21 protein-coding genes are annotated in these 22,345 nt (G+C 70.2%); all 21 read left to right on the top strand.

Features of this window, described 5'->3' with window-relative positions:
- The first annotated feature begins 9 nt into the window (after nucleotides 1-9).
- The 21 genes from fliG to CEK66_RS11200 all read left to right on the top strand — a co-directional run bounded on the left by fliG (nucleotide 10) and on the right by CEK66_RS11200 (nucleotide 22,323).
- The gene (gene fliG / locus CEK66_RS11305; RefSeq protein ID WP_017912588.1) at nucleotides 10-999 is read left to right on the top strand and encodes a flagellar motor switch protein FliG; all 990 of its coding nucleotides are present in this window, start codon (nucleotides 10-12) and stop codon (nucleotides 997-999) included.
- Nucleotides 996-1,619 carry a FliH/SctL family protein gene (locus CEK66_RS11300; protein WP_152236976.1) on the top strand — a complete coding sequence of 208 codons (624 nt, stop codon included), beginning with the start codon at nucleotides 996-998 and terminating at the stop codon, nucleotides 1,617-1,619. Before fliG ends, CEK66_RS11300 begins: the two co-directional genes overlap by 4 nt.
- On the top strand, nucleotides 1,616-2,992 hold the full coding sequence (gene fliI, locus CEK66_RS11295) for a flagellar protein export ATPase FliI (protein ID WP_017908679.1): 1,377 nt from the start codon (nucleotides 1,616-1,618) through the stop codon (nucleotides 2,990-2,992). The genes CEK66_RS11300 and fliI overlap by 4 nt, the downstream gene beginning before the upstream one ends.
- Before the next feature lie 3 nt (nucleotides 2,993-2,995).
- On the top strand, nucleotides 2,996-3,457 hold the full coding sequence (gene fliJ, locus CEK66_RS11290) for a flagellar export protein FliJ (RefSeq protein ID WP_010341649.1): 462 nt from the start codon (nucleotides 2,996-2,998) through the stop codon (nucleotides 3,455-3,457).
- Complete coding sequence (locus CEK66_RS11285; protein WP_152236975.1) at nucleotides 3,454-4,770, top strand: flagellar hook-length control protein FliK; 1,317 nt, start codon at nucleotides 3,454-3,456, stop codon at nucleotides 4,768-4,770. Before fliJ ends, CEK66_RS11285 begins: the two co-directional genes overlap by 4 nt.
- A gap of 249 nt (nucleotides 4,771-5,019) precedes the next feature.
- Nucleotides 5,020-5,538, top strand: coding sequence for a flagellar basal body-associated FliL family protein (locus tag CEK66_RS11280; RefSeq protein WP_017909004.1), 519 nt, complete (start codon nucleotides 5,020-5,022; stop codon nucleotides 5,536-5,538).
- A 13-nt stretch (nucleotides 5,539-5,551) separates the two neighbouring features.
- The gene (gene fliM, locus CEK66_RS11275; protein ID WP_017911180.1) at nucleotides 5,552-6,559 is read left to right on the top strand and encodes a flagellar motor switch protein FliM; all 1,008 of its coding nucleotides are present in this window, start codon (nucleotides 5,552-5,554) and stop codon (nucleotides 6,557-6,559) included.
- A 59-nt stretch (nucleotides 6,560-6,618) separates the two neighbouring features.
- Nucleotides 6,619-6,894 carry a flagellar motor switch protein FliN gene (gene fliN / locus CEK66_RS11270; protein ID WP_223875781.1) on the top strand — a complete coding sequence of 92 codons (276 nt, stop codon included), beginning with the start codon at nucleotides 6,619-6,621 and terminating at the stop codon, nucleotides 6,892-6,894.
- A complete protein-coding gene (gene fliO / locus CEK66_RS11265; protein ID WP_017911181.1) occupies nucleotides 6,891-7,307 on the top strand; it encodes a flagellar biosynthetic protein FliO in 417 nt (138 codons plus the stop codon). The genes fliN and fliO overlap by 4 nt, the downstream gene beginning before the upstream one ends.
- A 2-nt stretch (nucleotides 7,308-7,309) precedes the next feature.
- On the top strand, nucleotides 7,310-8,140 hold the full coding sequence (gene fliP / locus CEK66_RS11260; protein WP_026144375.1) for a flagellar type III secretion system pore protein FliP: 831 nt from the start codon (nucleotides 7,310-7,312) through the stop codon (nucleotides 8,138-8,140).
- A gap of 4 nt (nucleotides 8,141-8,144) precedes the next feature.
- On the top strand, nucleotides 8,145-8,414 hold the full coding sequence (locus CEK66_RS11255; RefSeq protein WP_010343869.1) for a flagellar biosynthetic protein FliQ: 270 nt from the start codon (nucleotides 8,145-8,147) through the stop codon (nucleotides 8,412-8,414).
- Nucleotides 8,415-8,904: 490 nt separating this feature from the next.
- Nucleotides 8,905-9,696 (top strand): flagellar biosynthetic protein FliR, encoded by a 792-nt coding sequence (fliR, locus tag CEK66_RS11245; protein WP_017909008.1) that lies wholly within the window; start codon nucleotides 8,905-8,907, stop codon nucleotides 9,694-9,696.
- A 234-nt stretch (nucleotides 9,697-9,930) separates the two neighbouring features.
- Nucleotides 9,931-12,819: a ligand-binding sensor domain-containing diguanylate cyclase gene (locus CEK66_RS11240; protein ID WP_152236973.1), complete on the top strand. Its 2,889-nt coding sequence runs from the start codon at nucleotides 9,931-9,933 to the stop codon at nucleotides 12,817-12,819.
- A gap of 105 nt (nucleotides 12,820-12,924) precedes the next feature.
- The gene (gene flhB / locus CEK66_RS11235) at nucleotides 12,925-14,055 is read left to right on the top strand and encodes a flagellar biosynthesis protein FlhB (RefSeq protein ID WP_152236972.1); all 1,131 of its coding nucleotides are present in this window, start codon (nucleotides 12,925-12,927) and stop codon (nucleotides 14,053-14,055) included.
- 17 nt (nucleotides 14,056-14,072) lie between these two features.
- Nucleotides 14,073-16,133, top strand: coding sequence for a flagellar biosynthesis protein FlhA (gene flhA, locus CEK66_RS11230; protein ID WP_026143395.1), 2,061 nt, complete (start codon nucleotides 14,073-14,075; stop codon nucleotides 16,131-16,133).
- A gap of 170 nt (nucleotides 16,134-16,303) precedes the next feature.
- Nucleotides 16,304-17,929 (top strand): flagellar biosynthesis protein FlhF, encoded by a 1,626-nt coding sequence (gene flhF, locus CEK66_RS11225; protein ID WP_152236971.1) that lies wholly within the window; start codon nucleotides 16,304-16,306, stop codon nucleotides 17,927-17,929.
- Nucleotides 17,916-18,800, top strand: a complete 885-nt coding sequence (locus CEK66_RS11220; protein ID WP_010341540.1) for a P-loop NTPase — start codon at nucleotides 17,916-17,918, stop codon at nucleotides 18,798-18,800. Before flhF ends, CEK66_RS11220 begins: the two co-directional genes overlap by 14 nt.
- Nucleotides 18,797-19,546, top strand: a complete 750-nt coding sequence (locus tag CEK66_RS11215; protein ID WP_010341541.1) for an RNA polymerase sigma factor FliA — start codon at nucleotides 18,797-18,799, stop codon at nucleotides 19,544-19,546. The genes CEK66_RS11220 and CEK66_RS11215 overlap by 4 nt, the downstream gene beginning before the upstream one ends.
- A gap of 19 nt (nucleotides 19,547-19,565) precedes the next feature.
- Entirely contained in the window at nucleotides 19,566-19,958 is a 393-nt protein-coding gene (cheY, locus tag CEK66_RS11210) for a chemotaxis response regulator CheY (protein ID WP_010341542.1), read from the top strand.
- The gene (locus tag CEK66_RS11205; protein ID WP_152236970.1) at nucleotides 19,959-20,567 is read left to right on the top strand and encodes a protein phosphatase CheZ; all 609 of its coding nucleotides are present in this window, start codon (nucleotides 19,959-19,961) and stop codon (nucleotides 20,565-20,567) included.
- A 4-nt stretch (nucleotides 20,568-20,571) separates the two neighbouring features.
- A complete protein-coding gene (locus tag CEK66_RS11200) occupies nucleotides 20,572-22,323 on the top strand; it encodes a chemotaxis protein CheA (protein ID WP_043091957.1) in 1,752 nt (583 codons plus the stop codon).
- Nucleotides 22,324-22,345: the final 22 nt, after the last annotated feature.

Raw genomic sequence — 22,345 nt, 5'->3', positions numbered from 1 at the left:
GCGAACGCAATGAATGGCACCCAGCGCGCCGCCGTGCTGCTGCTGTCGCTCGGCGAGGCCGACGCGGCCGAGGTGCTCAAGCACATGGACCCCAAGGAGGTGCAGAAGATCGGCATCGCCATGGCGACGCTGAGCGGCATCTCGCGCGACCAGGTCGAGAAGGTCATGGAGGAGTTCAACGCCGAGCTGGGCAGCAAGACCTCGCTGGGCGTGGGCGCCGACGACTACATCCGCAACGTGCTGGTGCAGGCGCTGGGCGCCGACAAGGCCGGCAGCCTGATCGACCGCATCCTACTGGGCCGCAACACCACCGGCCTGGACACCCTGAAGTGGATGGACCCGCGCTCCATTGCCGACCTGGTGCGCAACGAGCATCCGCAGATCATCGCCATCGTGATGGCGCACCTGGACAGCGACCAGGCCGCCGAGGCGCTGAAGCTGCTGCCCGAGCGCACCCGCGCCGACGTGCTGATGCGCATCGCCACCCTCGACGGCATCCCCCCGCACGCGCTCAACGAGCTCAACGAGATCATGGAGCGGCAGTTCTCCGGTAACCAGAACCTGAAGTCGTCCAACGTGGGCGGGGTCAAGGTCGCGGCCAACATCCTCAACTTCCTGGACAGCGGCTCGGACCAGGGCGTGCTGTCGGCGATCAGCAAGATCGACGCCGACCTGGGCAGCCGCATCCAGGACCTGATGTTCGTGTTCGACAACCTGGTGGAGCTGGACGACCGCGGCCTGCAGACCATGCTGCGCGAAGTCAGCGGCGACCGTCTCGGCCTGGCCCTGCGCGGCGCCGACATCAAGGTGCGCGACAAGATCACCAAGAACATGTCCCAGCGCGCCGCCGAGATCCTGCTGGAAGACATGGAAGCGCGCGGCCCGGTGCGCCTGTCCGACGTGGAAGCCGCGCAGAAGGAGATCCTGGCGATCGTGCGGCGCCTGGCCGACGAAGGCGTGATCAGCCTGGGCGGTAGCGGTGCGGAGGCCATGGTATGAACGGCAACGTGGTGCGCTGGCTGGCGCCGGAACTCAATGCCCCGTCCGCGCTGGCGGCGCTGCCCTACGAAGACGCGCTGCCGGACGAGCCGGTGCTGCGTCCGCCGAGCCTGGAGGAGATCCAGGCGATCGAGGCCGCGGCCCAGCACGAAGGCTTCGAACGCGGCCACGCCGAGGGCCTGGCCCAGGGCCAGGCCGAGATCCGCCGCCTCACCGCGCAGATCGAAGGCATCCTGGACAACTTCTCGCGGCCGCTGGCGCGGCTGGAGAACGAGGTGGTCGGCGCGCTCGGCGAGCTGGCCGTGCGCATCGCCGGCAGCCTGGTCGGCCGCGCCTACCAGGCCGACCCGGTGCTGCTGTCGGAACTGGTCGCCGAGGCGCTGGACGCGGTCGGCGGCGCGCGCCGCGACGTCGAGGTGCGCCTGCACCCGGACGACATCGCCGCGCTGACCCCGCTGCTGACGCTGATGGATCAGGGCATCCGGCTGGTGCCGGACCTGAGCCTGAGCCGCGGCGACCTGCGCGTGCACGCCGAATCGGTGCGCATCGACGGCACCCTCGAGGCGCGCCTGCGCGCGGCCCTCGAAACGGTGATGCGCAAGTCCGGAGCGGGCCTGTGAGCGCGCTGTCCGGCACCCACCCCGCCGACTGGCTGGATGCGCGCAACCTGCGCCTGGCCGGCCGCCTCGGCAAGCTCGATCTGGACGTGGCCGCCGGCCGCGGCCTGATCCGCGAAGGCATCCTGCGCCGCGCGGTCGGCCTGACCCTGGAAGCGGTCGGTTGCGAGGCGCCGATGGGCGCCACCTGCAAGGTCGAGGTCGACGGCGGCTGGGTCGACGCGGAAGTGGTCGGCTTCTCCGGCGACCGCACCTCGCTGATGCCCAGCGCCGAAACCCATGGCCTGCTGCCCAACGCACGGGTGGTGCCGCTGCACCGCCGCGGCGGCGTCGAAGTGGGCGAAGGCCTGCTCGGCCGGGTGATCGACTCGGACGGCGTGCCACTGGACGGCAAGGGCCCGATCCGCGCCGAAGGCTCGGTGGGCATGGCCGGCGTGTCGATCAACCCGCTGGCGCGCGAACCGATCACCACCCCGCTGGACGTCGGCGTGCGCGCGATCAACGCGCTGCTGCCGATCGGCCGCGGCCAGCGCGTGGGCCTGTTCGCCGGCTCCGGCGTCGGCAAGTCCACCCTGCTGGGCATGATGACCCGCTACACCGCCGCCGACGTGATCGTGGTCGGGCTGATCGGCGAACGCGGCCGCGAAGTGCGCGATTTCGTCGAGACCACCCTGGGCGAGGAAGGCCTGCGCCGCGCCGTGGTGGTCGCCGCCCCGGCCGACCGCCCGCCGCTGGCGCGCCTGCACGGCGCCTACCGCGCCACCGCCATCGCCGAATGGTTCCGCGACCAGGGCCTGAACGTGCTGCTGCTGATGGACTCGCTGACCCGCTTCGCCCAGGCCCAGCGCGAGATCGGCCTGTCGGTGGGCGAGCCGCCGACCACCCGCGGCTATCCGCCGTCGGTGTTCGCCAAGCTGCCGGCGCTGGTCGAACGCGCCGGCAATGGCGCCAAGGGCCGCGGCTCGATCACCGCCTTCTACACCGTGCTCACCGAAGGCGACGATCCGCAGGACCCGATCGCCGATGCCGCGCGCGCCATCCTCGACGGCCACATCCTGCTGTCGCGGCGCGTCGCCGACAGCGGCCTGTACCCGGCCATCGACGTCGAGTCCTCGGTCAGCCGCGTGGTCCAGGACATCGCCGACGAGCCGTGGCGGATGCGCATCCGCTCGCTGAAGCGGCTGGTGGCCGCGTACTCGGCCAACCGCGACCTGATCACCATCGGCGCCTACCAGCGCGGCAACGATCCGGCCGTGGACGAAGCGCTGGAGCGCTGGCCGGAGATCATGGAATTCCTCGGACAGGACGTCGCCAAAGCCGCAGATCTGCCCCACAGCCAGGCCGCCCTCAAGCGCCTGGTCGACCGCGAGAACTAAGCCATGATGCAATCGCAACGTCTCGATCCCCTGCTCCGCCGCGCCCAGCAGCACGAAGACGAGGTCGCGCGCGATCTCGCCGAGCGCCAGCGCGCCCTGGCCACCCACGAGTCGCGGCTGGAGGAACTGCGCCGCTACGCCGAGGAGTACGCCAACAGCCAGATGGCCGCGACCAGCCTGGCGCAACTGGCCAACCGCCGCGCCTTCCTGGACCGGCTGGAGAGCGCGGTGCAGCAGCAGTGCCAGACCGTGGACCGCAACCGCGAAAAGGTGGAGATGGAGCGCAGCCGGCTGCTGCTGGCCAGCCGCGACAAGCAGGTGCTGGAACAGCTCGCGGCCAGCTACCGCGCGCAGGAACGCAAGGTCGACGACCGCCGCAGCCAGCGCGAGATGGACGACCTGGGCGCGCGCCGCGCGCGCCTGGCGGCCACCGCCGACGAACACGATGACGGAGACGGACGATGAACAACGCGCTTTCCGCGCTGGGCGGCAGTGGCCGCGCCAGCCAGATCGGCGGCGGCAACGACACGCAGGGCACCGACCGCGCCGGCGGCAAGGACAAGGACTTCGCCAAGCTGCTCGGCGGCGGCGGCTCGGCGCGTACCACCGCGCCCAAGCCCGCCGCCCGCGAGACGCCCAAGCCGGCGCAGAACGCCGGCAAGGACCAGGCGGACAAGCGTCCGGCCGCCGCGGACGACACCGCCAGCGACCCCGCGCGCACCGCGCAGGCCGGCGACAAGGTCGCCCAGGACGCCGAGAAGAGCAGCACCGAGACCAAGGCCTCGGGCAGCGACAAGGGCAAGGCCAAGACCGAAGACAAGCACGAGGACGCCAAGCCCGACGACAGCGCCTGGCCGCCGGCCGGGCTGGCCGGCATCGGCCTGGGCCTGCTGCCGGCGATCGGCGCGGCGGTGCTGCCGGCGGCCACCGCGACCCCGCTGGGCGCAGCGGCCGGGCTGGCGGTCGGCGTCGCCGGCGCCGTGGCCAACGGCGTGGGCGCCCTGCTCGGCGGCGACGCCGCGGCCCAGACCGCGGCCGGCGCCACCGATCCGACTGCCGCCACCGCCGGCACTGCCGCGACGGCCGGCACCGCCCCGGCCTCCGCGGCCGGCGGCTTCGGCGCGATGCTGTTGGCGCAGGCCGGGTCCGCCGACAAGGCGAGCGGCGCCGACACCGCGGCGCCGTTGGCGGCGCTGGCCGCCATCGCCGCCGCGGCCGGCGGCAAGAGTGGCGAGAGCGGCGACGCCGCGCCCGCCGCCGATCCCAGCGCGATCGTGCCGACCGCGGCGGCGGCCCCGCTGCACGCCACGGCGCGGCTGGCCGATCCGCAGCCGTTCACCGGCTCGCCCACGCCGACCCCGAACCTGCACGGCAACCAGTTCGACGAGGAACTGGGCGCGCGCATCAGCTGGCTGGCCGACCAGAAGATCGGCCACGCCCACATCAAGCTCAATCCGGCCGAGCTCGGCCCGGTCGAAGTGCGCCTGCACATGGCCGGCGACCAGGTCAACGCCAGCTTCAGCAGCAACCAGGCCGACGTGCGCCAGGCCCTCGAGAACAGCCTGCCGCGCCTGCGCGACATGCTCGGCCAGCACGGCTTCCAGCTCGGCCAGGCCGACGTCGGCCAGCAGCAGCCGCAGCAACAGCAGGCCAATGCGCAGGGCACGCCGCAGGGCGGCGGCCGCAGCGGCGGCGAGCTCGCCGACGACCTGTCCGGCAGCGTCGGGATTCCGGCAGTGGTGTTGCGCCAACGCGGTCTGCTCGACGCCTACGCCTGACGATCCGGGGCGCGCCGCCGCCCCTTCACGGCGATCGAGGGAGTGGAACGGGTCTCGGCCTCGACGTTCGTCGGAAGGATACGGCGGGGTTGAGGCCCCTCCGCCGGGTCCGATCCCCTCTCCCACAACGGTCTCGGCCCGCGCCGGCATGGCGCGCGGCGGCGCCGTCAAACACCCGGCGCGCCAGGCGCGCGGTTTCGGCACGGCGATTGCATCCTCAGGGGCAGACCCCCTTCAGGAGCCCGCTCAGTGTCAGCCGCCGACAAATCCAAGAAAGACGCCAAGGACGCCCCGGAAGGCGGCAAGTCGAAGAAGAAGCTGCTGATCATCGTCGTCGCGGCGGTGCTGGTGCTGGGCGGCGGCGGTGCCGGCGCGTTCTTCTTCCTGAAGAAGCCCGAGGGCGGCCACGCCAAGGCCGAGGAAAAGACCGCCGAGATCCCCAAGCCGGCGCAGTACTTCGCGATGGACCCGGCGTTCGTGGTCAATCTCAACGGCGGCGCGGAAGACGGCCCGCATTACCTGCAGCTGGAAGTGCAGTTGATGACCCGCGACCCGGAAGAACTGAAGCTGATCACCGAGAACGCCCCGGCGATCCGTGCGCACCTGCTGATGCTGTTCTCGCAGGTGCAGGCGCAGGACATCGCCAACATCGATGGGCGCAAGAAGCTGCAGGCCGCGGCGCTGGCCGACGCGCAGAAGCTGATGACCGCCGAGACCGGCAAGAAGTGCGTGGAAGAACTCCTGTTCACCAGCTTCGTCACCCAGTAAAGGCGCTGCCGCGATGACCGACCTGCTCTCCCAAGACGAGATCGATGCCCTGCTGCACGGCGTCGACGCGGGCGTAGTGGACACCGAGCCGGCGCCGGCCGAGCCGGGCGAGGCGCGCAACTACGACTTCTCCAGCCAGGACCGGATCATCCGTGGGCGCATGCCGACCCTGGAGATGGTCAACGAGCGCTTCGCGCGCCTGTGGCGGATCGGCCTGTTCAACCTGATCCGGCGCTCGGCCGACCTGTCGGTGCGCGGCATCGACCTGATCAAGTTCAACGACTACATGCACTCGCTGTACGTGCCGAGCAACCTGAACCTGATCAAGTTCAAGCCGCTGCGCGGCACCGGCCTGATCGTGTTCGAGCCGACCCTGGTGTTCACCGTGGTCGACAACTTCTTCGGCGGCGACGGCCGCTACCCCACCCGCATCGAGGGCCGCGAGTTCACCCCCACCGAGATGCGGGTGATCCAACTGATGCTCAAGCAGACCTTCGCCGACCTGGCCGAAGCCTGGGCGCCGGTGATGGAGGTGGAGTTCGAGTACCTCAATTCCGAGGTCAACCCGCACTTCGCCAACATCGTCACCCCGCGCGAGTACGTGGTGGTCAGCCGCTTCCACGTGGAGCTGGAAGGCGGCGGCGGCGAGATCCACGTGACCCTGCCGTATTCGATGCTGGAGCCGATCCGCGAACTGCTCGACGCCGGCATCCAGAGCGACCGCGTGGACCGCGACGAGAGCTGGAACATCATGCTGCGCGAGCAGCTGTTCGGCTCGGAGGTGACCATTTCCAGCGTGCTGGCGCAGAAGCAGATGAGCCTGCGCGAGCTGACCCGGCTGAAGATCGGCGACGTGCTGCCGATCGACCTGCCCAAGCAGGTGCCGCTGTGCGTGGAGAACATCCCGGTGTTCACCGGCGAGTTCGGCATCTCGCACGGCCAGAACGCGGTGAAGATCACCGCCACCCATCCCCCCGGCGCGCTGCGCCGCCGCCCCGCTCCCCAGGAAGACCTGCCATGACCCAAACCGATCCCACCCAGCCGGCGCCGGCCCAGTTCGACAGCCTGCAGCCGGACGCCATGGCCGAGTCCAACGACCTGAACCTGGACGTGATCCTGGACGTGCCGGTGACGCTGTCGCTGGAAGTCGGCCGCAGCCGCATTCCGATCCGCAACCTGCTGCAGCTCAATCAGGGTTCGGTGGTGGAACTGGAGCGCGGCGCCGGCGAACCGCTGGACGTCTACGTCAACGGCACCCTGATCGCGCACGGCGAGGTGGTGACCATCAACGACCGCTTCGGCGTGCGCCTGACCGACGTGGTCAGCCCCAGCGAGCGCATCCGGAGACTGCGGTGAGCCTGCTGCTCGCCGTCGCCACGCAGACCGCCAAGCACGGCTCGGGCGTCGGCAACGCGGCGCCGTCGGCGCCCAGCCTGCTCGGCGCGGTGTTCGCGCTGCTGCTGGTGCTGGGCCTGATCCTGGCCATGGCCTGGGTGCTCAAGCGCCTGCCCGGCAGCGGCTTCCGCCCGGCGCAAGGCCTGCGCGTGGTCGCCAGCCTGGCGGTCGGCGCCAAGGAGCGGGTGGTGGTGGTCGAGGTCAACGGCGAACAGCTGCTGCTCGGCGTCTCGCCCGGCGGGGTACGCACCTTGCATCAGCTGCCCGAGCCGCTGCCGCAGGCGCCTGCGCCGACCCTGCCCTCGATCAAGCCGTTCAAGCAGCTTCCCGATTTCGCCCAGCTTCTGGCGCAGAAGCTGCGCAAGGACAAATGATCATGCCGTTTTTCTGGAACCGCAACGCCCGCCGGCTGCGCCTGCTGCTGATCCTGTTGACGCTGAGCCTGCTGCCCGCCTTTGCCTGGGCGCAGGCCGCGCAGGCGCCCGCCGCCACGCCGACCGCGCAGAATCCGCAGAACGCCGCGCCCACCCTGCCCTCGCTGCCGGAGGTCAACGTCGGCAAGATCGGCGCGCAGCCGGTGAGCCTGCCGCTGCAGACGCTGCTGCTGATGACGGCCATCACCCTGCTGCCGTCGCTGCTGCTGGTGCTGACCGCCTTCACCCGCATCACCATCGTGCTCGGCCTGCTGCGGCAGGCGCTGGGCACCGGGCAGACGCCGTCCAACCAGGTGCTGATGGGCCTGGCGCTGTTCCTGACCGCGTTGGTGATGATGCCGGTCTGGGAAAAGGCCTGGGGCCAGGGCATGAGCCCGTATCTCAACGGCCAGATCGATTTCCAGACGGCGTGGACGCTGACCACGCAGCCGCTGCGCGCGTTCATGCTGGCGCAGGTGCGCGAGACCGACCTGATGACCTTCGCCGGCATGGCCGGCAACGGCACCTACAGCGGCCCGGATGCGGTGCCGTTCCAGGTGCTGGTGGCCTCGTTCGTGACCAGCGAGCTGAAGACGGCGTTCGAGATCGGCTTTCTGATCTTCATCCCGTTCGTGATCATCGATCTGGTGGTGGCCAGCGTGCTGATGTCGATGGGCATGATGATGATGTCGCCGATGCTGATCTCGGCGCCGTTCAAGATTCTGCTGTTCGTGCTGGTCGATGGCTGGGTGCTGACGGTCGGCACGCTGGCCGCCAGTTTCAACGGGGTCTGAGGCCATGAGTCCGGAACTGGCGCTGACGGAGTTGCGTGGCGGGTTGATCACGGTGTTGTGGGTGGCGGGGCCGTTGTTGCTGGCGATGTTGGCGGTGGGTGTGGTGATCGGTGTGTTCCAGGCGGCGACGCAGCTCAATGAGCCGACCATTGCGTTCATCGCGAAGGTGGTGGCGTTGACGGCGATGTTGTTTGCGACGGGGAGTATGTTGCTGGCGCATCTGGTGGAGTACACGACGATGCTGTTTCAGCGTATTCCGCATTTGATTGGGTAGCGGGGATGGCTGCGCTTCGCCTCCTTGCTGCTGGGAGTCTTTTCTCGGTTGAAGAGCAACAGCTTTCGCCTGGCGGCGAGTCACTTTTCTTTGCTTGTGCAAAGAAAAGTAACCAAAAGAAAGCACACCCCGCCTTCGCGCCCGCTGCGCGGGTCCGCTCCGCTAGCGGGATTTTCGGACGGGGCATCCTGCCCCGGCCGAAAACGGCGCACATCCTTGTGCGCCGCCCCCCTGCGGGGGGTTTTGCCCGCCAGCTCCGCCGCTGCGGAGGGGACCCGGTGGATCAAGAGCAAAGCAGCAGCAAAAACAACAGCAACGGCAACGGCAACGGCAAAAGCTATAGCTGTGGCCATGGGAGCGTTGTCTTGTGTGCCCGTACTGTTTCCGTTGTTGTTCGCGAATGCGCTCGTCCGTCTTTGGCTGCAGACCGCTCGCGTTGCGCGGTCGGGGCTGGCCGTTCCTTCCTGCTGTCTGCCGGGGTCTCGGGTTGATGGATGCCGCCACGCAAATGGTCGTCGATGGGTCGCGGGCGTTCGCGATGATCGGGGCGGTGCTGTGGACGATGCTGCGGATCGGGGCGATGTTGACGGTGATGCCGATGGTCGGGAGCAAGGCGGTGCCGGGGCGGGTGCGGGTGATCCTGGCCGGGACGCTGGCGATTGCGCTGGCGCCGATCCTGCCGCCGGTGCCGGACTGGGACGGGTTCAATGCCGCGGTGGTGCTCAGCGTGGCGCGGGAGCTGGCGGTGGGGGCCAGCATGGGCTTCATGCTGCGGATGATCTTCGAGGCCGGGGCGATGGCCGGGGAACTGGTCTCGCAGAGCACCGGCCTGGGCTTCGCGCAGATGGCCGATCCGCTGCGCGGGGTCAACTCGCCGGTGATCGGCCAGTGGTTCTACCTGGCCTTCGGCATGATGTTCTTCACCGCCAACGGGCATCTGGCGGTGGTGTCGCTGCTGGTGGACAGCTACAAGGCGCTGCCGATCGGCACCGCGCTGCCCGATGCGCAGGCCATGGCCTCGGTGGCGCCGAACTTCTTCATGAGCATCATGCGCGGGGCGGTGACCCTGGCGCTGCCGGTCATGGTGGCGATGATGGCGGTGAACCTGGCCTTCGGCGCGCTGGCCAAGGCGGCGCCGTCGCTGAACCCGATCCAGCTCGGCCTGCCGGTGGCGGTGGTGCTGGGCCTGGCGCTGCTGGCGGTGCTGGTCGGTGAGATGGGGGCGCCGGTGCAGCGGCTGTTCGATGCCGCCTTCAATGCCGCGCGCGCGCTGACCGCCTAGCCGGCGCTCAAGCTGCGCCGCGACGCGGCCGATACCGACGGCAGGCTACCGTTGGCGGGCCAGGATGGGCGGCGGCAGCGCCGACCGTCCCGGATCCCGTCGATCGCCGCGGTCCGTCCTTCCTTCCATCGCTCGCCGTACGCCATGCCCTATCGCCTGCCAGCGCCCGCTCGTGCCTGCCATCGCCGTGTCCCACGGCGGTGCGGCGGCGGCTGAGCGCGCATGCGCACGGTCATGGGTCGATGCCTGTGGGGGCCGCTGTGGCTGCTGCTGTCGGCACTGACCTGCACCGGGGCGACACAGGCCCAGGTGATCCCGTTGCGGCACTATGCGCAGGACCAGGGCCTGCTCGGCCTGGCCGGCACCTGTCTGCTGCAGCGTCGCGACGGCAGCCTGCTGGTCTGCAGCGAAAGCGGCCTGTATGCCTTCGACGGCGACCAGTTCCAGCAAGTGAAGCTGCAGGGCCACGGCGGCCATTACATCTCCGATGCCGCCGAGGACGCCCAGCGGCGGCTGTGGGTGGCCACCTTCGATGCGATCTACGTGGACGATGGCTCGCCGGCCGGCTGGATGCCGCTGGAGCACGGCAGCCTGCCCTCGCATCGCCCGCTCAACCGCCCGCGCCTGGCCGCGCCGGCCTGGGGCACGGTGGTGCTGGACGACCGCCGCCTGTTGCGCGCGGTGCGCAAGGCCGATGCGAAGGGATGGGAACTGCAGCCCCTGTTCGATGCGGCGACGCTGGCGCGGCAACCGGAGCTGGCCGACATCCACGACCTGTTCGTCGTCGACGACACACTGTGGCTGGGCTGCGCCAAGGCCTTGTGCCGGATCGATGCCGACGGTCGCGCCACCCGCTACGACCAGGCCCAGGGCCTGCCCCCCGAATTCTGGCGCAATGCGGTGCGCGACCGCGACGGGAACCTGTGGGTCGTCGGCAGTCGCAAGGTGATGCGGCTGCAGGCCGGCGCGACGCGCTTCCAGGAGCAGACACCCCCCGGGCTGGACGGACCGGCCCTGGTGACCTGGCGCACGCCGATCCTGCTGGACCCGCAGCACCGGGTGCTGGTGCGGACCAACCAGGGCCTGGCGCGCTGGGAACAGGGGCGCTGGCGCAGTTTCGACCGTCGCAACGGCCTGCCCGAGGGCAGCATCGTCGCCATGCACTTCGACCAGGCCGGCGACCTGTGGCTGAGCATGGATGGCGAAGGCGTGCTGCGCTGGAACGGCTACGGCTGGATCGAGAACTGGGATGTGTCGCAGGGCATCAGCCGCGCGCCGACCTGGAGCATCCAGCGCACCCAGCGCGGCGACCTGCTGGTCGGTAACGAGGGCGGCGTCGACCGCCTGCGCGAGGATGGCCGCTTCCAGCGCTGGCCCAGCGACCACGGCACGCAGATGATCGGCCTGCAACGCGCCGCGGACGGCACGCTGTGGAGCATCGGCTCGGTCGGCGCGCTGCGCCGATACGACGCGCAGGGCCGGCTGCTGCGCGCCTACCCGCCGCTGGACGGCATCGCCAAACAGCTGTTCGTGGATGCGAGCGGCCGGGTGTGGATCCTCAGCAACCACGGGGTGTATCTGCTGGCGGCGGCCGACGCCGACGCGGTGCCGCAGAAGGTGCAGGCGCTGCCCGGTGGCGAGTATTCGGACATCCAGCAGCGTAGCGACGGCAGCGTGATGGCGGTGGGCATGACCGGCGTGTTCCGACTGCGTGGCGAGACCTGGACACCGATCCGGCTGGTCGTGGATGGTGCGCCGGCGCAACCCGTGCTCAGCAAGCTGCTGGTCCTGGACGATGGCCAGGCCTGGGCCAGCCTGTATGGCCCCGGGGCCTGGCAAGGGCGGCTCGACGGCGACACCCTGTACCTGCAGCCGGCCGATGCGCAGTTGAGCGGCCTGCAACTGTACAGCCTGCGCCGCACCCGCAACGGATGGATCTGGATCAGCCACAACCAGGGCGTGGACGTCTACGACGGACGCGCCTGGTCGCGGCTGACGCAGGCGCAGGGGCTGCTCTGGAACGACATGTCCGAATCGGCCTTCCTGGAAGACCACGACGGCTCGGTATGGCTGGGCAGCAGCCGTGGCGTCACCCATCTGCTGGATCCGGCGCGGCTGTTCCCGGCGCAGGCGCCAAGGCTGGCGCTCAAGGAGTTCAGCCGTGCCGGCGCCGCCATCGCCGCGGGCGCGCGCCTGCGCTGGAGCGAAGATCCGCTGCATATCGCGGTCGGCTCGCCGGACCTGTACGACGAGCGCAACCGCATCAGCTTCCGCTATCGCTTCGAGGGCGCACACACCCGCTGGCTGCACACGCCCAACTTCGAGTTCGAGCAACCGCCGCTGGCGCCGGGCCACTACGTGCTGGAGGTGCAGTTGCTGGACGCCTACCGGCGCAGCGCCTCGGCGCCGCTGCGGGTGGCGTTCTCGGTGGCGCCGGTGTGGTGGCGCAGCCAGCCGATGATCGCGCTGTACCTGGTGCTCGGCGGCGGCCTGGCGGTGGCCCTGCTGCACTGGCGCGAACGCCGCCTGCACCAGCGCCAGCACGAACTGGCCGAGCTGGTGGCGCGGCGCACCGAGGAGCTGGAACACGACAAGCGCGAACTGGAGATCGCCCGCGCCGCACTGGCGGTGAAGGCCTCGCACGACGCCCTCACCGGCCTGCTCAACCGCGCCGGCATCCTCGAGGCGCTGGCGGCGCAGATGCGCCGCAGCGACGCCGAGCAGACCCCGCTGGCAGTGGCGATGATCGACCTCGACCACTTCAAGCGGATCAACGACGAACACGGCCACCTGGTGGGCGACGCGGTGCTGATCGAGGTGGCGCGGCGCCTGGGCGCCAACCTGCGCGACGCCGACCTGGTCGGCCGCTACGGCGGCGAGGAACTGCTGGCCGTGCTGCCCGGCTTGCCGCCGAGCTGCGGCGAGCGGCTGCAGGCCCTGCGCGCCACCATCGCCGGGCAGCCGCTGCGCATCGGCGAGCGGCAGTTGGCGATCACCGCCTCGATCGGCGTGGCCTGGTATCGACCGGGCGAACCGCTGCAGCACCTGCTGGCGCGCGCCGACGCGGCGCTGTACCAGGCCAAGCGGCTGGGCCGCGACCGGGTCGAGCTGCAACTCGCCTAGCCACCGCCGCGGCCGAGAGGCGCGGCGGCAGCGCCCGGAATCCGGGCCAGGGACCGGCACGGTCCTTGCAGTGCGCAGGGTCGATCCTGGCCGAGCGCACCCCCGATGTCCGAGAGCGAAGAAGGCGCAGAGCGCACAGAACAGCCAACAGACAAACGTCTGCGCGAAGCCCGCGAACAGGGCAACATCCCGCATTCGCGCGAACTGGCGACGGCCGCGGTGTTCAGCGCCGGCGTCTTCGCCCTGATGGGCCTGTCCACCTCCATGGCCGCCGGTGCGGTGGCCTGGCTGAAACAGGCGCTGCGCCCGGACCTGTCGCTGCGCGAGCATCCGCAGGCGATGTTCGGCCATTTCGGCGACCTGCTGCTGAACCTGCTCTGGGTGGTGCTGCCGCTGGTCGGCATCTGCCTGGCGGCCAGCTTCGCCGCGCCGGTGCTGATGGGCACCCTGCGCTTCTCCGGCCAGGCGCTGATGCCCAAGTTCGACCGGCTCAACCCGATGAATGGGCTCAGCCGCATGTACGGCGCCGAGACCATCGTCGAACTGCTCAAGTCGATCCTGCGCATGGGCTTCGTCGGCGGCGCCGCGATGCTGTGCCTGTGGGGCAGCACCGACTTCCTGCGCGGCCTGCTGCTGCAGCCGCTGGAGCAGGCCATCGGCCACGGCCTGGGCTTCACGCTGAAGCTGCTGCTGTACACCGCCGGCGCGCTGGCGCTGCTGGCGGCGATCGACGCGCCCTATCAGAAGTGGAATTACATCCGCAAACTGAAGATGACCCGCGAGGAAGTGCGCCGGGAAATGAAGGAAAGCGACGGCAGCCCCGAGGTCAAGGGCCGCATCCGCCAGATGCAGATGCAGATGTCGCAGCGGCGGATGATGGAAGCCGTGCCCAAGGCCGACGTGGTGGTGGTCAACCCGACCCACTATGCGGTGGCGCTGAAGTACGAGAGCGGGCGCATGCGCGCCCCCACCGTGGTCGCCAAGGGCGTGGACGAGATCGCCTTCCGCATCCGCGAGGTCGGCGAGCAGCACCGCGTGGCGGTGATCTCGGCGCCGCCTTTGGCACGCGCCTTGTATAGGGAAGGCCAACTCGGCAAGGAAATTCCCGTGAGACTGTATTCCGCGGTGGCGCAGGTCCTCTCGTACGTCTACACGCTGCGCGCCTGGCGCAGCGGGCCGATGCCGCCGTTGCCGCCGCTGGAAGTGGATGAATTCGCCCCGGGGAGCCAGCCATGAGTCAGCCTGCCGCGCAGATGAACACGCGCAAAGTCATGGACATGATCAAGCACGGGCTCGGCGCCCCGGTGATCGTGTTGCTGATGCTGGCGATGGTCGTGGTGCCGCTGGCCGCACCGGTGCTGGACGCCCTGTTCACCTTCAACATCGCCATCTCGCTGATGGTGCTGCTGGCGGTGGTGTACGTGAAGCGGCCGCTGGAGTTCAGCATCTTCCCGATCGTGCTGCTGATGACCACGATGCTGCGCCTGGCGCTGAACGTGGCCTCCACCCGCGTGATCCTGATCAACGGCCAGGGCGGCCACGGCGCCGCCGGCAAGGTGATCGAGGCCTTCGGCGAATTCGTGATCGGCGGCAACTATGCGGTCGGCATCGTGGTGTTCGCGATCCTGACCATCATCAACTTCGTGGTCATCACCAAGGGCGCCGGGCGCGTGTCGGAAGTGACCGCACGCTTCATCCTCGACGCCATGCCCGGCAAACAGATGGCGATCGACGCCGACCTCAACGCCGGCCTGCTGACCCGCGAGGAAGCCAAGGCCCGCCGCGAGGAAGTGCGCGAGGAAGCGGACTTCTACGGTTCGATGGACGGCGCCAGCAAGTTCATCCGTGGCGACGCCATCGCCGGCATCCTGATCCTGTTCATCAACCTGATCGGCGGCATGGCCGTCGGCGTCCTGCAGCACGGCATGCCAGTGGCGCAGGCCGCCTCCACCTACACCCTGCTGTCGATCGGCGACGGCCTGGTCGCGCAGCTGCCGGCGCTGCTGGTGTCCTCGGCGGTGGCGATGCTGGTCACCCGCGCCTCGCGCTCGCAGGACATGGGCGCCTCGATGATGGGCCAGGTGTTCGGCCAGCATAAGGCGCTGGCGGTGGCCGCGGCGATCCTGGGCCTGGTCGGCCTGATCCCGGGCATGCCCAACGTCGCTTTCTTGACGCTGGCGCTGATCCTGGGCCTGCTGGCCTGGAAGATGTGGAAGCGCAGCCTGCTGCCGCCGCCGGCCGCGGCCGAGGCGGCACCACAGGCCGCGGCCGCCGCTCAGGCCAATGCCGAACTGGGCTGGGACGAACTGCGCCCGATCGACCCATTGGGCCTGGAGGTCGGCTACCGGTTGATCCCGCTGGTGGACAAGACCCAGGGCGGCGAGCTGATGGCGCGGATCAAGGGCGTGCGCCGCAAGCTGACCCAGGACATCGGTTTCCTGGTGCCGCCGGTGCACATCCGCGACAACCTGGAACTGCCGGCCAACGCCTACCGCCTGCTGGTGCACGGCGTGCCGGTGGCCACCGCCGACATCCACCCGGACCGCGAACTGGCGCTGGACCCGGGCGGCGCGCTCGGCAAGATCGACGGCATCCCCGGCAAGGACCCCGCGTTCGGCCTGGATGCGATCTGGATCCAGCCGCATCTGCGCGCCCAGGCCGAGACCATGGGCTATACCGTGGTCGACCCGGCCACGGTGATCGCCACCCACCTCTCGCACCTGATCCGCGAGCACGCCCCGGAACTGCTCGGCCACGAGGAAGTGCAGCAGCTGCTGGCGACCCTGGCCAAGAGCGCGCCCAAGCTGGTCGAGGACCTCACCCCCAAGGCGCTGCCGCTGTCGGTGGTGGTGCGGGTGCTGCAGAACCTGCTCATCGAGAAGATCCCGGTGCGGCAGTTGCGCAAGATCGTCGAGGCCCTGGTCGAGCACGCCCCGCAGAGTCAGGAACCCGGCGCGCTCACCGCCGCGGTGCGCAACGCCCTGGGCCGGTTCATCGTCCAGGAGATCGCCGGCATGGCCCCGGAACTGCCGGTGTTCACCCTGGCCCCGCAATTGGAACGCGTCTTGCAGGACTCTACCCAGGGCAACGGCGCGGCGCTGGAACCCGGACTGGCCGAACGCTTGCACCAAAGTCTGGCGGACTGCGTGAGCAAGCAGGAGGCGCGCAACGAACCGGCGGTGGTGCTGGTGCCGGCGCAGGTCCGCGCCGCCCTCGCCCGCCTGGTCCGCCACAGCGTCCCCGCGCTGTCGGTCCTGTCCTACAGCGAAGTGCCGGAGGACAAGCGGCTGAAGCTGGTGGGCACGATCAGTTGAGATGACGGGAAACGGGAACAGGGAATGGGGAATCGCACCCTTGCCCCGGCAGCGGAGAGAGCAATGAACACGATCACGAAAAACCGGACACGACACCGCGGCCCGCCACGTATCGGCACCGATCACGCATCCATTCCCCATTCCCCATTCCCCATTCCCGGCTCCCACCCATGAAGATCAAACGCTTTGTCGCCCCCGACATGCGCACCGCCTTCCGGATGGTGCGCGACGAGCACGGGCCGGATGCGGTGATCCTGTCCAACCGGCGTACCGACGAGGGCATCGAGATCGTGGCCGCCAGCAACTACGACGAGGCCCTGGTGCAGCGGGCGCTGGATGCGGTGCGCCCGGACGAGGCGCCGCGCGCCGCCGCGGCGAGCCAGGCGCCGGCCGCTGCGGCCCCGCGTGCCGCACGCGGCGACGCCGCCGCCAGCCCGGCGATGGCGATGATGGCCGCGATCAGCGAGCGCCGCGGCAGTGCCGCGCCGGCCGCCCCGGCCGCTTCCCCGGCACGGCCGCTGACCCAGCCGGCGGCGCTGGCCGCCTCGGCGATGCCCGCCGCGGCCGCCCCTGCTGCCGCCGCACGCCAGGCCGCCCCGGCCAAGGCCGCAGCGCCGGTCACCGGCCGCGCCGAGTTCAGCATCCCCGAGGACGTGTTCCGCAACGCCCCGATCAGCGTGCCCATGCCCAGTCCGTTCGCCGCCGCCACCGCGGCGCCGGCCGCCGAGGCCGTGCCGGCCTGGCGCGACGACGTGCCCGCGGTGGCGCTGACCCCGGTGGCGAGCCCGGCCCCGGCCGCGCCCGTCGCGACCGCCGATGCGCCGGCCGCTGCCGGGATCCCGGCGGCCGCGGCGCTGGCGGCAGTGCCGACCTTCCCCGCCCCGCAGAACGACGAACAATTGACGCAGCTGCGCGACGAACTGTCGCTGATGCGGCAGATGATCGAGCGCGAGATGAACCGCCTCACCGACGAGCGCCTGCGCGGCTCGCCGGTCCGCGCCCAGGCGCTGGAGCTGATGGACGACTACGGCTTCGACAGCGGCATCACCCGCGACGTGGTCATGCAGATCCCCGCCGACCTGGAGCTGCACCGCGGCCGCGGGCTGATGCTGGGCCTGCTGTCCAAGCGCCTGCCGATCGCCGCGCTGGACCCGCTCGAGGAAGGCGGCGTGATCGCCCTGATCGGCCCGACCGGCGCCGGCAAGACCACCACCATCGCCAAGCTGGCCTCGCGCTTCCTGGAGCGCCATGCCGCCCGCGACGTGGCCCTGGTCACCACCGACACCATCCGCGTCGGCGGCCGCGAACAGCTGCACAGCTACGGCCGCCAGCTCGGCATCGCCGTGCACGAGGCCGACAGCGACGCCGCGCTGCAGCAGCTGCTGGAGCGCCTGGCCGACTACAAGCTGGTGCTGATCGACACCGCCGGCATGGGCCAGCGCGACCGCGCCCTGGCCGCCCAGCTGCACTGGCTGCGCGCCTCGCGGGTGGTCCGATCCTTGCTGGTCCTCCCCGCCAACGCCCATTTCTCCGACCTGGACGAGGTGGTGCGCCGGTTCGCCGGCGCCGACCCACAGGGGGTCATCCTGACCAAGTTGGACGAGACCGGGCGGTTCGGCAGTGCCTTGTCGGTGGTCGTGGACCACCGCCTCCCCATCACCTGGGTGACCGATGGACAGCGTGTGCCGGACGACCTGCACCGCGCCAACGCCGCCAGCCTGGTATTGCGCCTTGAAGATTTGCGGCGCGCTGCCGATAAGCCCTGTACTCCGGAGCAGACCCATGCCGTCGCGTGACTACGTCAATCTGACCAATGCCTTCCCCCTGTCGGCGACGCGCAGCGAACCGCTGGGTCCGGTGCGCACCATCGCCGTGACCGGCGGCAAGGGCGGCGTGGGCAAGACCAACATCTCGGTGAACCTGTCCATGGCGCTGGCCGACATGGGCAAGCGCACCCTGCTGCTGGACGCCGACCTGGGCCTGGCCAACGTCGACGTGCTGCTCGGGCTGACCCCCAAGTTCACCGTGGCCGACCTGGTCGCCGGGCGCTGCACCCTGGAAGAGGTGCTGATCGACATGCCCAACGGGCTCATGGTGGTGCCCGCCGCCTCCGGCCGCCGCTACATGGCCGAGCTGCCGCCGGCCCAGCACGTGGGCCTGGTCAACGTGTTCTCCGAGCTGCAGCGCGAGCTGGACGTGATGATCGTCGACACCGCCGCCGGCATCACCGACAGCGTGCTGACCTTCTGCCAGGCCGCGCAGGACGCGGTGGTGGTGGTCTGCGACGAGCCGGCCTCGATCACCGACGCCTACGCCCTGATCAAGGTCCTCTCGCGCGAGCGCGGCGTGGACCGGGTGCAGATCGTCGCCAACATGGTCCGCGACCTCAACGAAGGCCGCCTGCTGTACGACAAGCTCAGCCGGGTCTGCGAGAAGTTCCTCGGCGACGTGTCGCTGAACTACCTGGGCTGCGTGCCGCAGGACGACTGGCTGCGCCTGTCGGTGCAGCGCCAGCAGCCGGTGGTCAAGGCCTACCCGTCCAGCCCGTCGGCGCAGGCGATCAGCGAGATCGCCCGGCGCACCGCACGCTGGCAGGCGCCGACCGCCCCGCGCGGCAACGTCGAGTTCTTCGTCGAGCGCATCATCCAGCGCGGGGTGGCCGCATGAACGCCGCCGCCCACTACCGCGCCGTCCAGCGCAACAGCGCCAACGACTACATCACCCAGCACTCGGACCTGGTCCGGCGCATCGCCCACCACCTGGCGGCGCGGCTGCCGGCCAGCGTCGAGATCGACGACCTGATCCAGGCCGGCATGATCGGCCTGATCGAGGCCTCGCGCAGCTACGACGCCGAACAGGGCGCCTCGTTCGAGACCTACGCCTCGATCCGCATCCGCGGCGCGATGATCGACGAGATCCGCCGCGGCGACTGGGTGCCGCGCTCGGTGCACCGCCGCGCCCGCGACGCCGCCTCGGCGATCCGCAAGATCGAACAGAGCACCGGCCGCGCCGCCGCCGCCAACGAAGTGGCCGCGGCGATGGACATGCCGCTTCCCGAATACCTGCGTTTGATGGAAGATGCCGCCCGCGGCCAGGTGCTGAGCCTGGAGTCGCGCATCGAGGACCATGGCGAGCTGGATACCATCGCCAAGGGCGGACCCAATCCGCAGCAGATGCTCGAGCGCAGCGAATTCGGCCGCGAGCTGGGCAAGGCCATCGCGCAGTTGCCCGAACGCGAGCAGTTGGTGCTGTCGCTGTACTACGAGCAGGAATTGAACCTCAAGGAAATCGGCGCGGTGCTCGGGGTCAGCGAGTCGCGCGTGTGTCAGATCCATGGCCAGGCCACGGTACGGTTGCGCGGACGCCTGAAGGCGTTCGAGGTCGCCGATGCCGGTCTGGAAGACGAAGAATAGGAACCCTTAGGAGTCAGTGGTGAACAAGAACATGCGGATTTTGATCGTGGACGATTTCTCGACGATGCGACGCATCGTCAAGAATCTGCTCGGCGATCTGGGCTTCACCAATACCGCCGAGGCCGAAGACGGCAACAGCGCCCTGGCCGCGCTGCGCTCGGCGCCGTTCGAGTTCGTGGTCACCGACTGGAACATGCCGGGCATGACCGGCATCGATCTGCTGCGCAACATCCGCGCCGACGACAAGCTCAAGCACCTGCCGGTGCTGATGGTCACGGCAGAGGCCAAGCGCGAGCAGATCATCGAGGCCGCGCAGTGCGGCGTGAACGGCTACATCATCAAGCCGTTCACCGCGCAGACGCTGCAGGAGAAGCTGGGCAAGATCTTCGAACGCCTGGGAGCGACCGCCTAAATGGAAGCCACCGCCGAACGTACCGCCCTGATCGAACGCCTGCAAGGCGCGCTGGACGCGCTGGAAAACGGCGACGAGGCCGGCTGGCGCAGGGAGATCGACACCCTCGCCGCCTGGCGCACGCGGCCGATGATGCAGGGCCTGAGCCGGCTCGCACGCGACCTGGGGCAGGCGCTCGGCGAACTGCCGGTGGTGCCCAGCGAGGCCGGCGAGCTGGACGACGCCTGCTCGCGCCTGGACCACGTGGTGGAGATGACCGAACAGGCCAGCCACCGCACCCTGGACCTGGCCGAGGAATGCCGTGCGCTGGCCGACCAGCTCGCCGCCGGCGGCCTCAGCGGCGACCAGAGCGAGATCCTCGACAAGATCCGCCACAACCTCACCGAAATGGCCCTGGCGCAGAGCTTCCAGGACCTGACCGGGCAGATCATCCGCCGTGTCGCCGGCATCGTGCGCCGCGTGCACGAGGGCTTCGGCGCGCTGGGTCTGCCGCCGAAGGAAGAACGCAAGGCCGACGGCAGCCTGGCCGGTCCGGCCCTGCCCGGCCTGGACCGCCACGGCGTGTCGCAGAACGACGCCGACGACCTGCTCTCGGGCCTGGGACTCTAACTCTATGAGCGCCGTACCCGACGACATCGCTGCCGACTTCATCATCGAGGCCCAGGAGATCCTGGACCGGCTCGGCGAGCAGTTGGTGTCGCTGGAGCAGGCGCCCGAGGACAGCGGCCAGCTCAACGCCGTGTTCCGCGGCTTCCACACGCTCAAGGGCGGCGCCGGCTTCCTGGCGATCAACGCCATGGTCGAGCTGTGCCACGCCGCGGAGGAAACCCTGGGCATGGCCCGTGCCGGCCAGGCCACCCTGCAGGCGCGGCACTTCGACGCCGCGCAGCAGTCGCTGGACTACCTGCAGTCGATGCTCGATGCCTTCGGCAGCGGCCAGGAGCCGCCGCGCGCGCCGCCGGAGCTGATCGCGCAGTTCGACGCGCACGGCGACGACGCACCGGCGCCGGCACCCGCGAAGAGCGCCGCGCCCGCGCCCGCCGCCGTCCCGGCCACCGCCGCGGCCGCGGGAGACCTGATCAGCGACGACGAATTCGAAGCGCTGCTGGACCAGTTGCACGGCGATGCGCCGCCGACGGCCACGCCGCAGGCGCTGCAGCCGGCGCCGCGCGCGCCCAGCGCCGCGCCCAAGGCCGCGGCCGCCCCGGCCAAGGCCGCCGAGCCCGAACACACCGTGCGCGTGGACACCAAGCGCCTGGACGCGATCGTCAACCTGATCGGCGAACTGGTGCTCTCGCGCAACCGCCTCAAGACCCTACGCGTGCGCCTGCGCGACGAGGAACTGGACCGCGCGGTCAGCAGCCTGGACATCGCCACCGCGCGCCTGCAGTCGGCGGTGATGCGCACGCGCATGCAGCCGGTGGGCAAGGTGTTCTCGCGCTTCCCCAAAGTGGCGCGCGACGTCGCCCGCTCGCTCAACAAGGAAGTGGAACTGGAACTGATCGGCGCCGACACCGAGCTCGATCGCAACCTGGTCGAGGCGCTGGCCGATCCGCTGGTGCACCTGGTGCGCAACGCGATCGACCACGGCATCGAGGCCCCGGCGCTGCGCGAAGCCACCGGCAAGCCGCGCGGCGGCCATGTGCGCCTGTCGGCGCAGCAGGAAGGCGACTACGTCAGCATCGAGGTGCAGGACGACGGCGCCGGCATCGACCCGGAACGGCTGCGCGCCAAGGCCCGCGAGAAGGGCCTGATCGACCCCGAGGCCGCCGCCCGCCTGACCACCGAGGAATGCCTGCACCTGGTGTTCCTGCCTGGTTTCTCGACCAAATCCGAAGTCACCGACATCTCCGGCCGCGGCGTCGGCATGGACGTGGTGCAGTCGCGCATCCGCGAACTCAGCGGGCAGATCCAGATCCAGTCGGAACTGGGCCGCGGCAGCCGCTTCCTGATCCGCGTGCCGCTGACCCTGGCGATCCTGCCGACCCTGCTGGTGCAGGCCGGCGATACCGTCTACGCGCTGCCGCTGGCGCGCGTGGTGGAAGTGCTGCACGCCCCGCGCCGCTCGCTGGGCTGGTTCGACGGCCGCGCCGTGCTCGACCGGCAGTCGCACACCCTGCCGCTGGTGGACCTGCGCCAGTGGCTCAACATCGACGCCCCGCAACTGCCGCTGCTCACCGTGGTGGTGCTGCAGGCCGGCGAATCGCGCATGGGCCTGGTCGTGGACCAGGTCCGCGGCCGCGAAGAAGTGGTGATCAAGCCGCTGCCGCGCTCGCTGCGCGGCCTGCCCGGCTACGCCGGCGCCACCCTCATCGGCGATGGCCGCCTGGCGCTGATCCTGGATGTGGATGGCTTGAAGGCCTGAAGGCCGGGAATGGGGAATGGGG

Origin of the sequence: Xanthomonas sp. LMG 12460 (assembly GCF_009192895.1) — a bacterium.
Taxonomy (GTDB): Bacteria; Pseudomonadota; Gammaproteobacteria; order Xanthomonadales; family Xanthomonadaceae; genus Xanthomonas_A; species Xanthomonas_A sontii.
The sequence above is the reverse complement of the archived record's forward strand: the minus strand, read 5'-3'. Positions and strand labels throughout refer to the sequence as shown.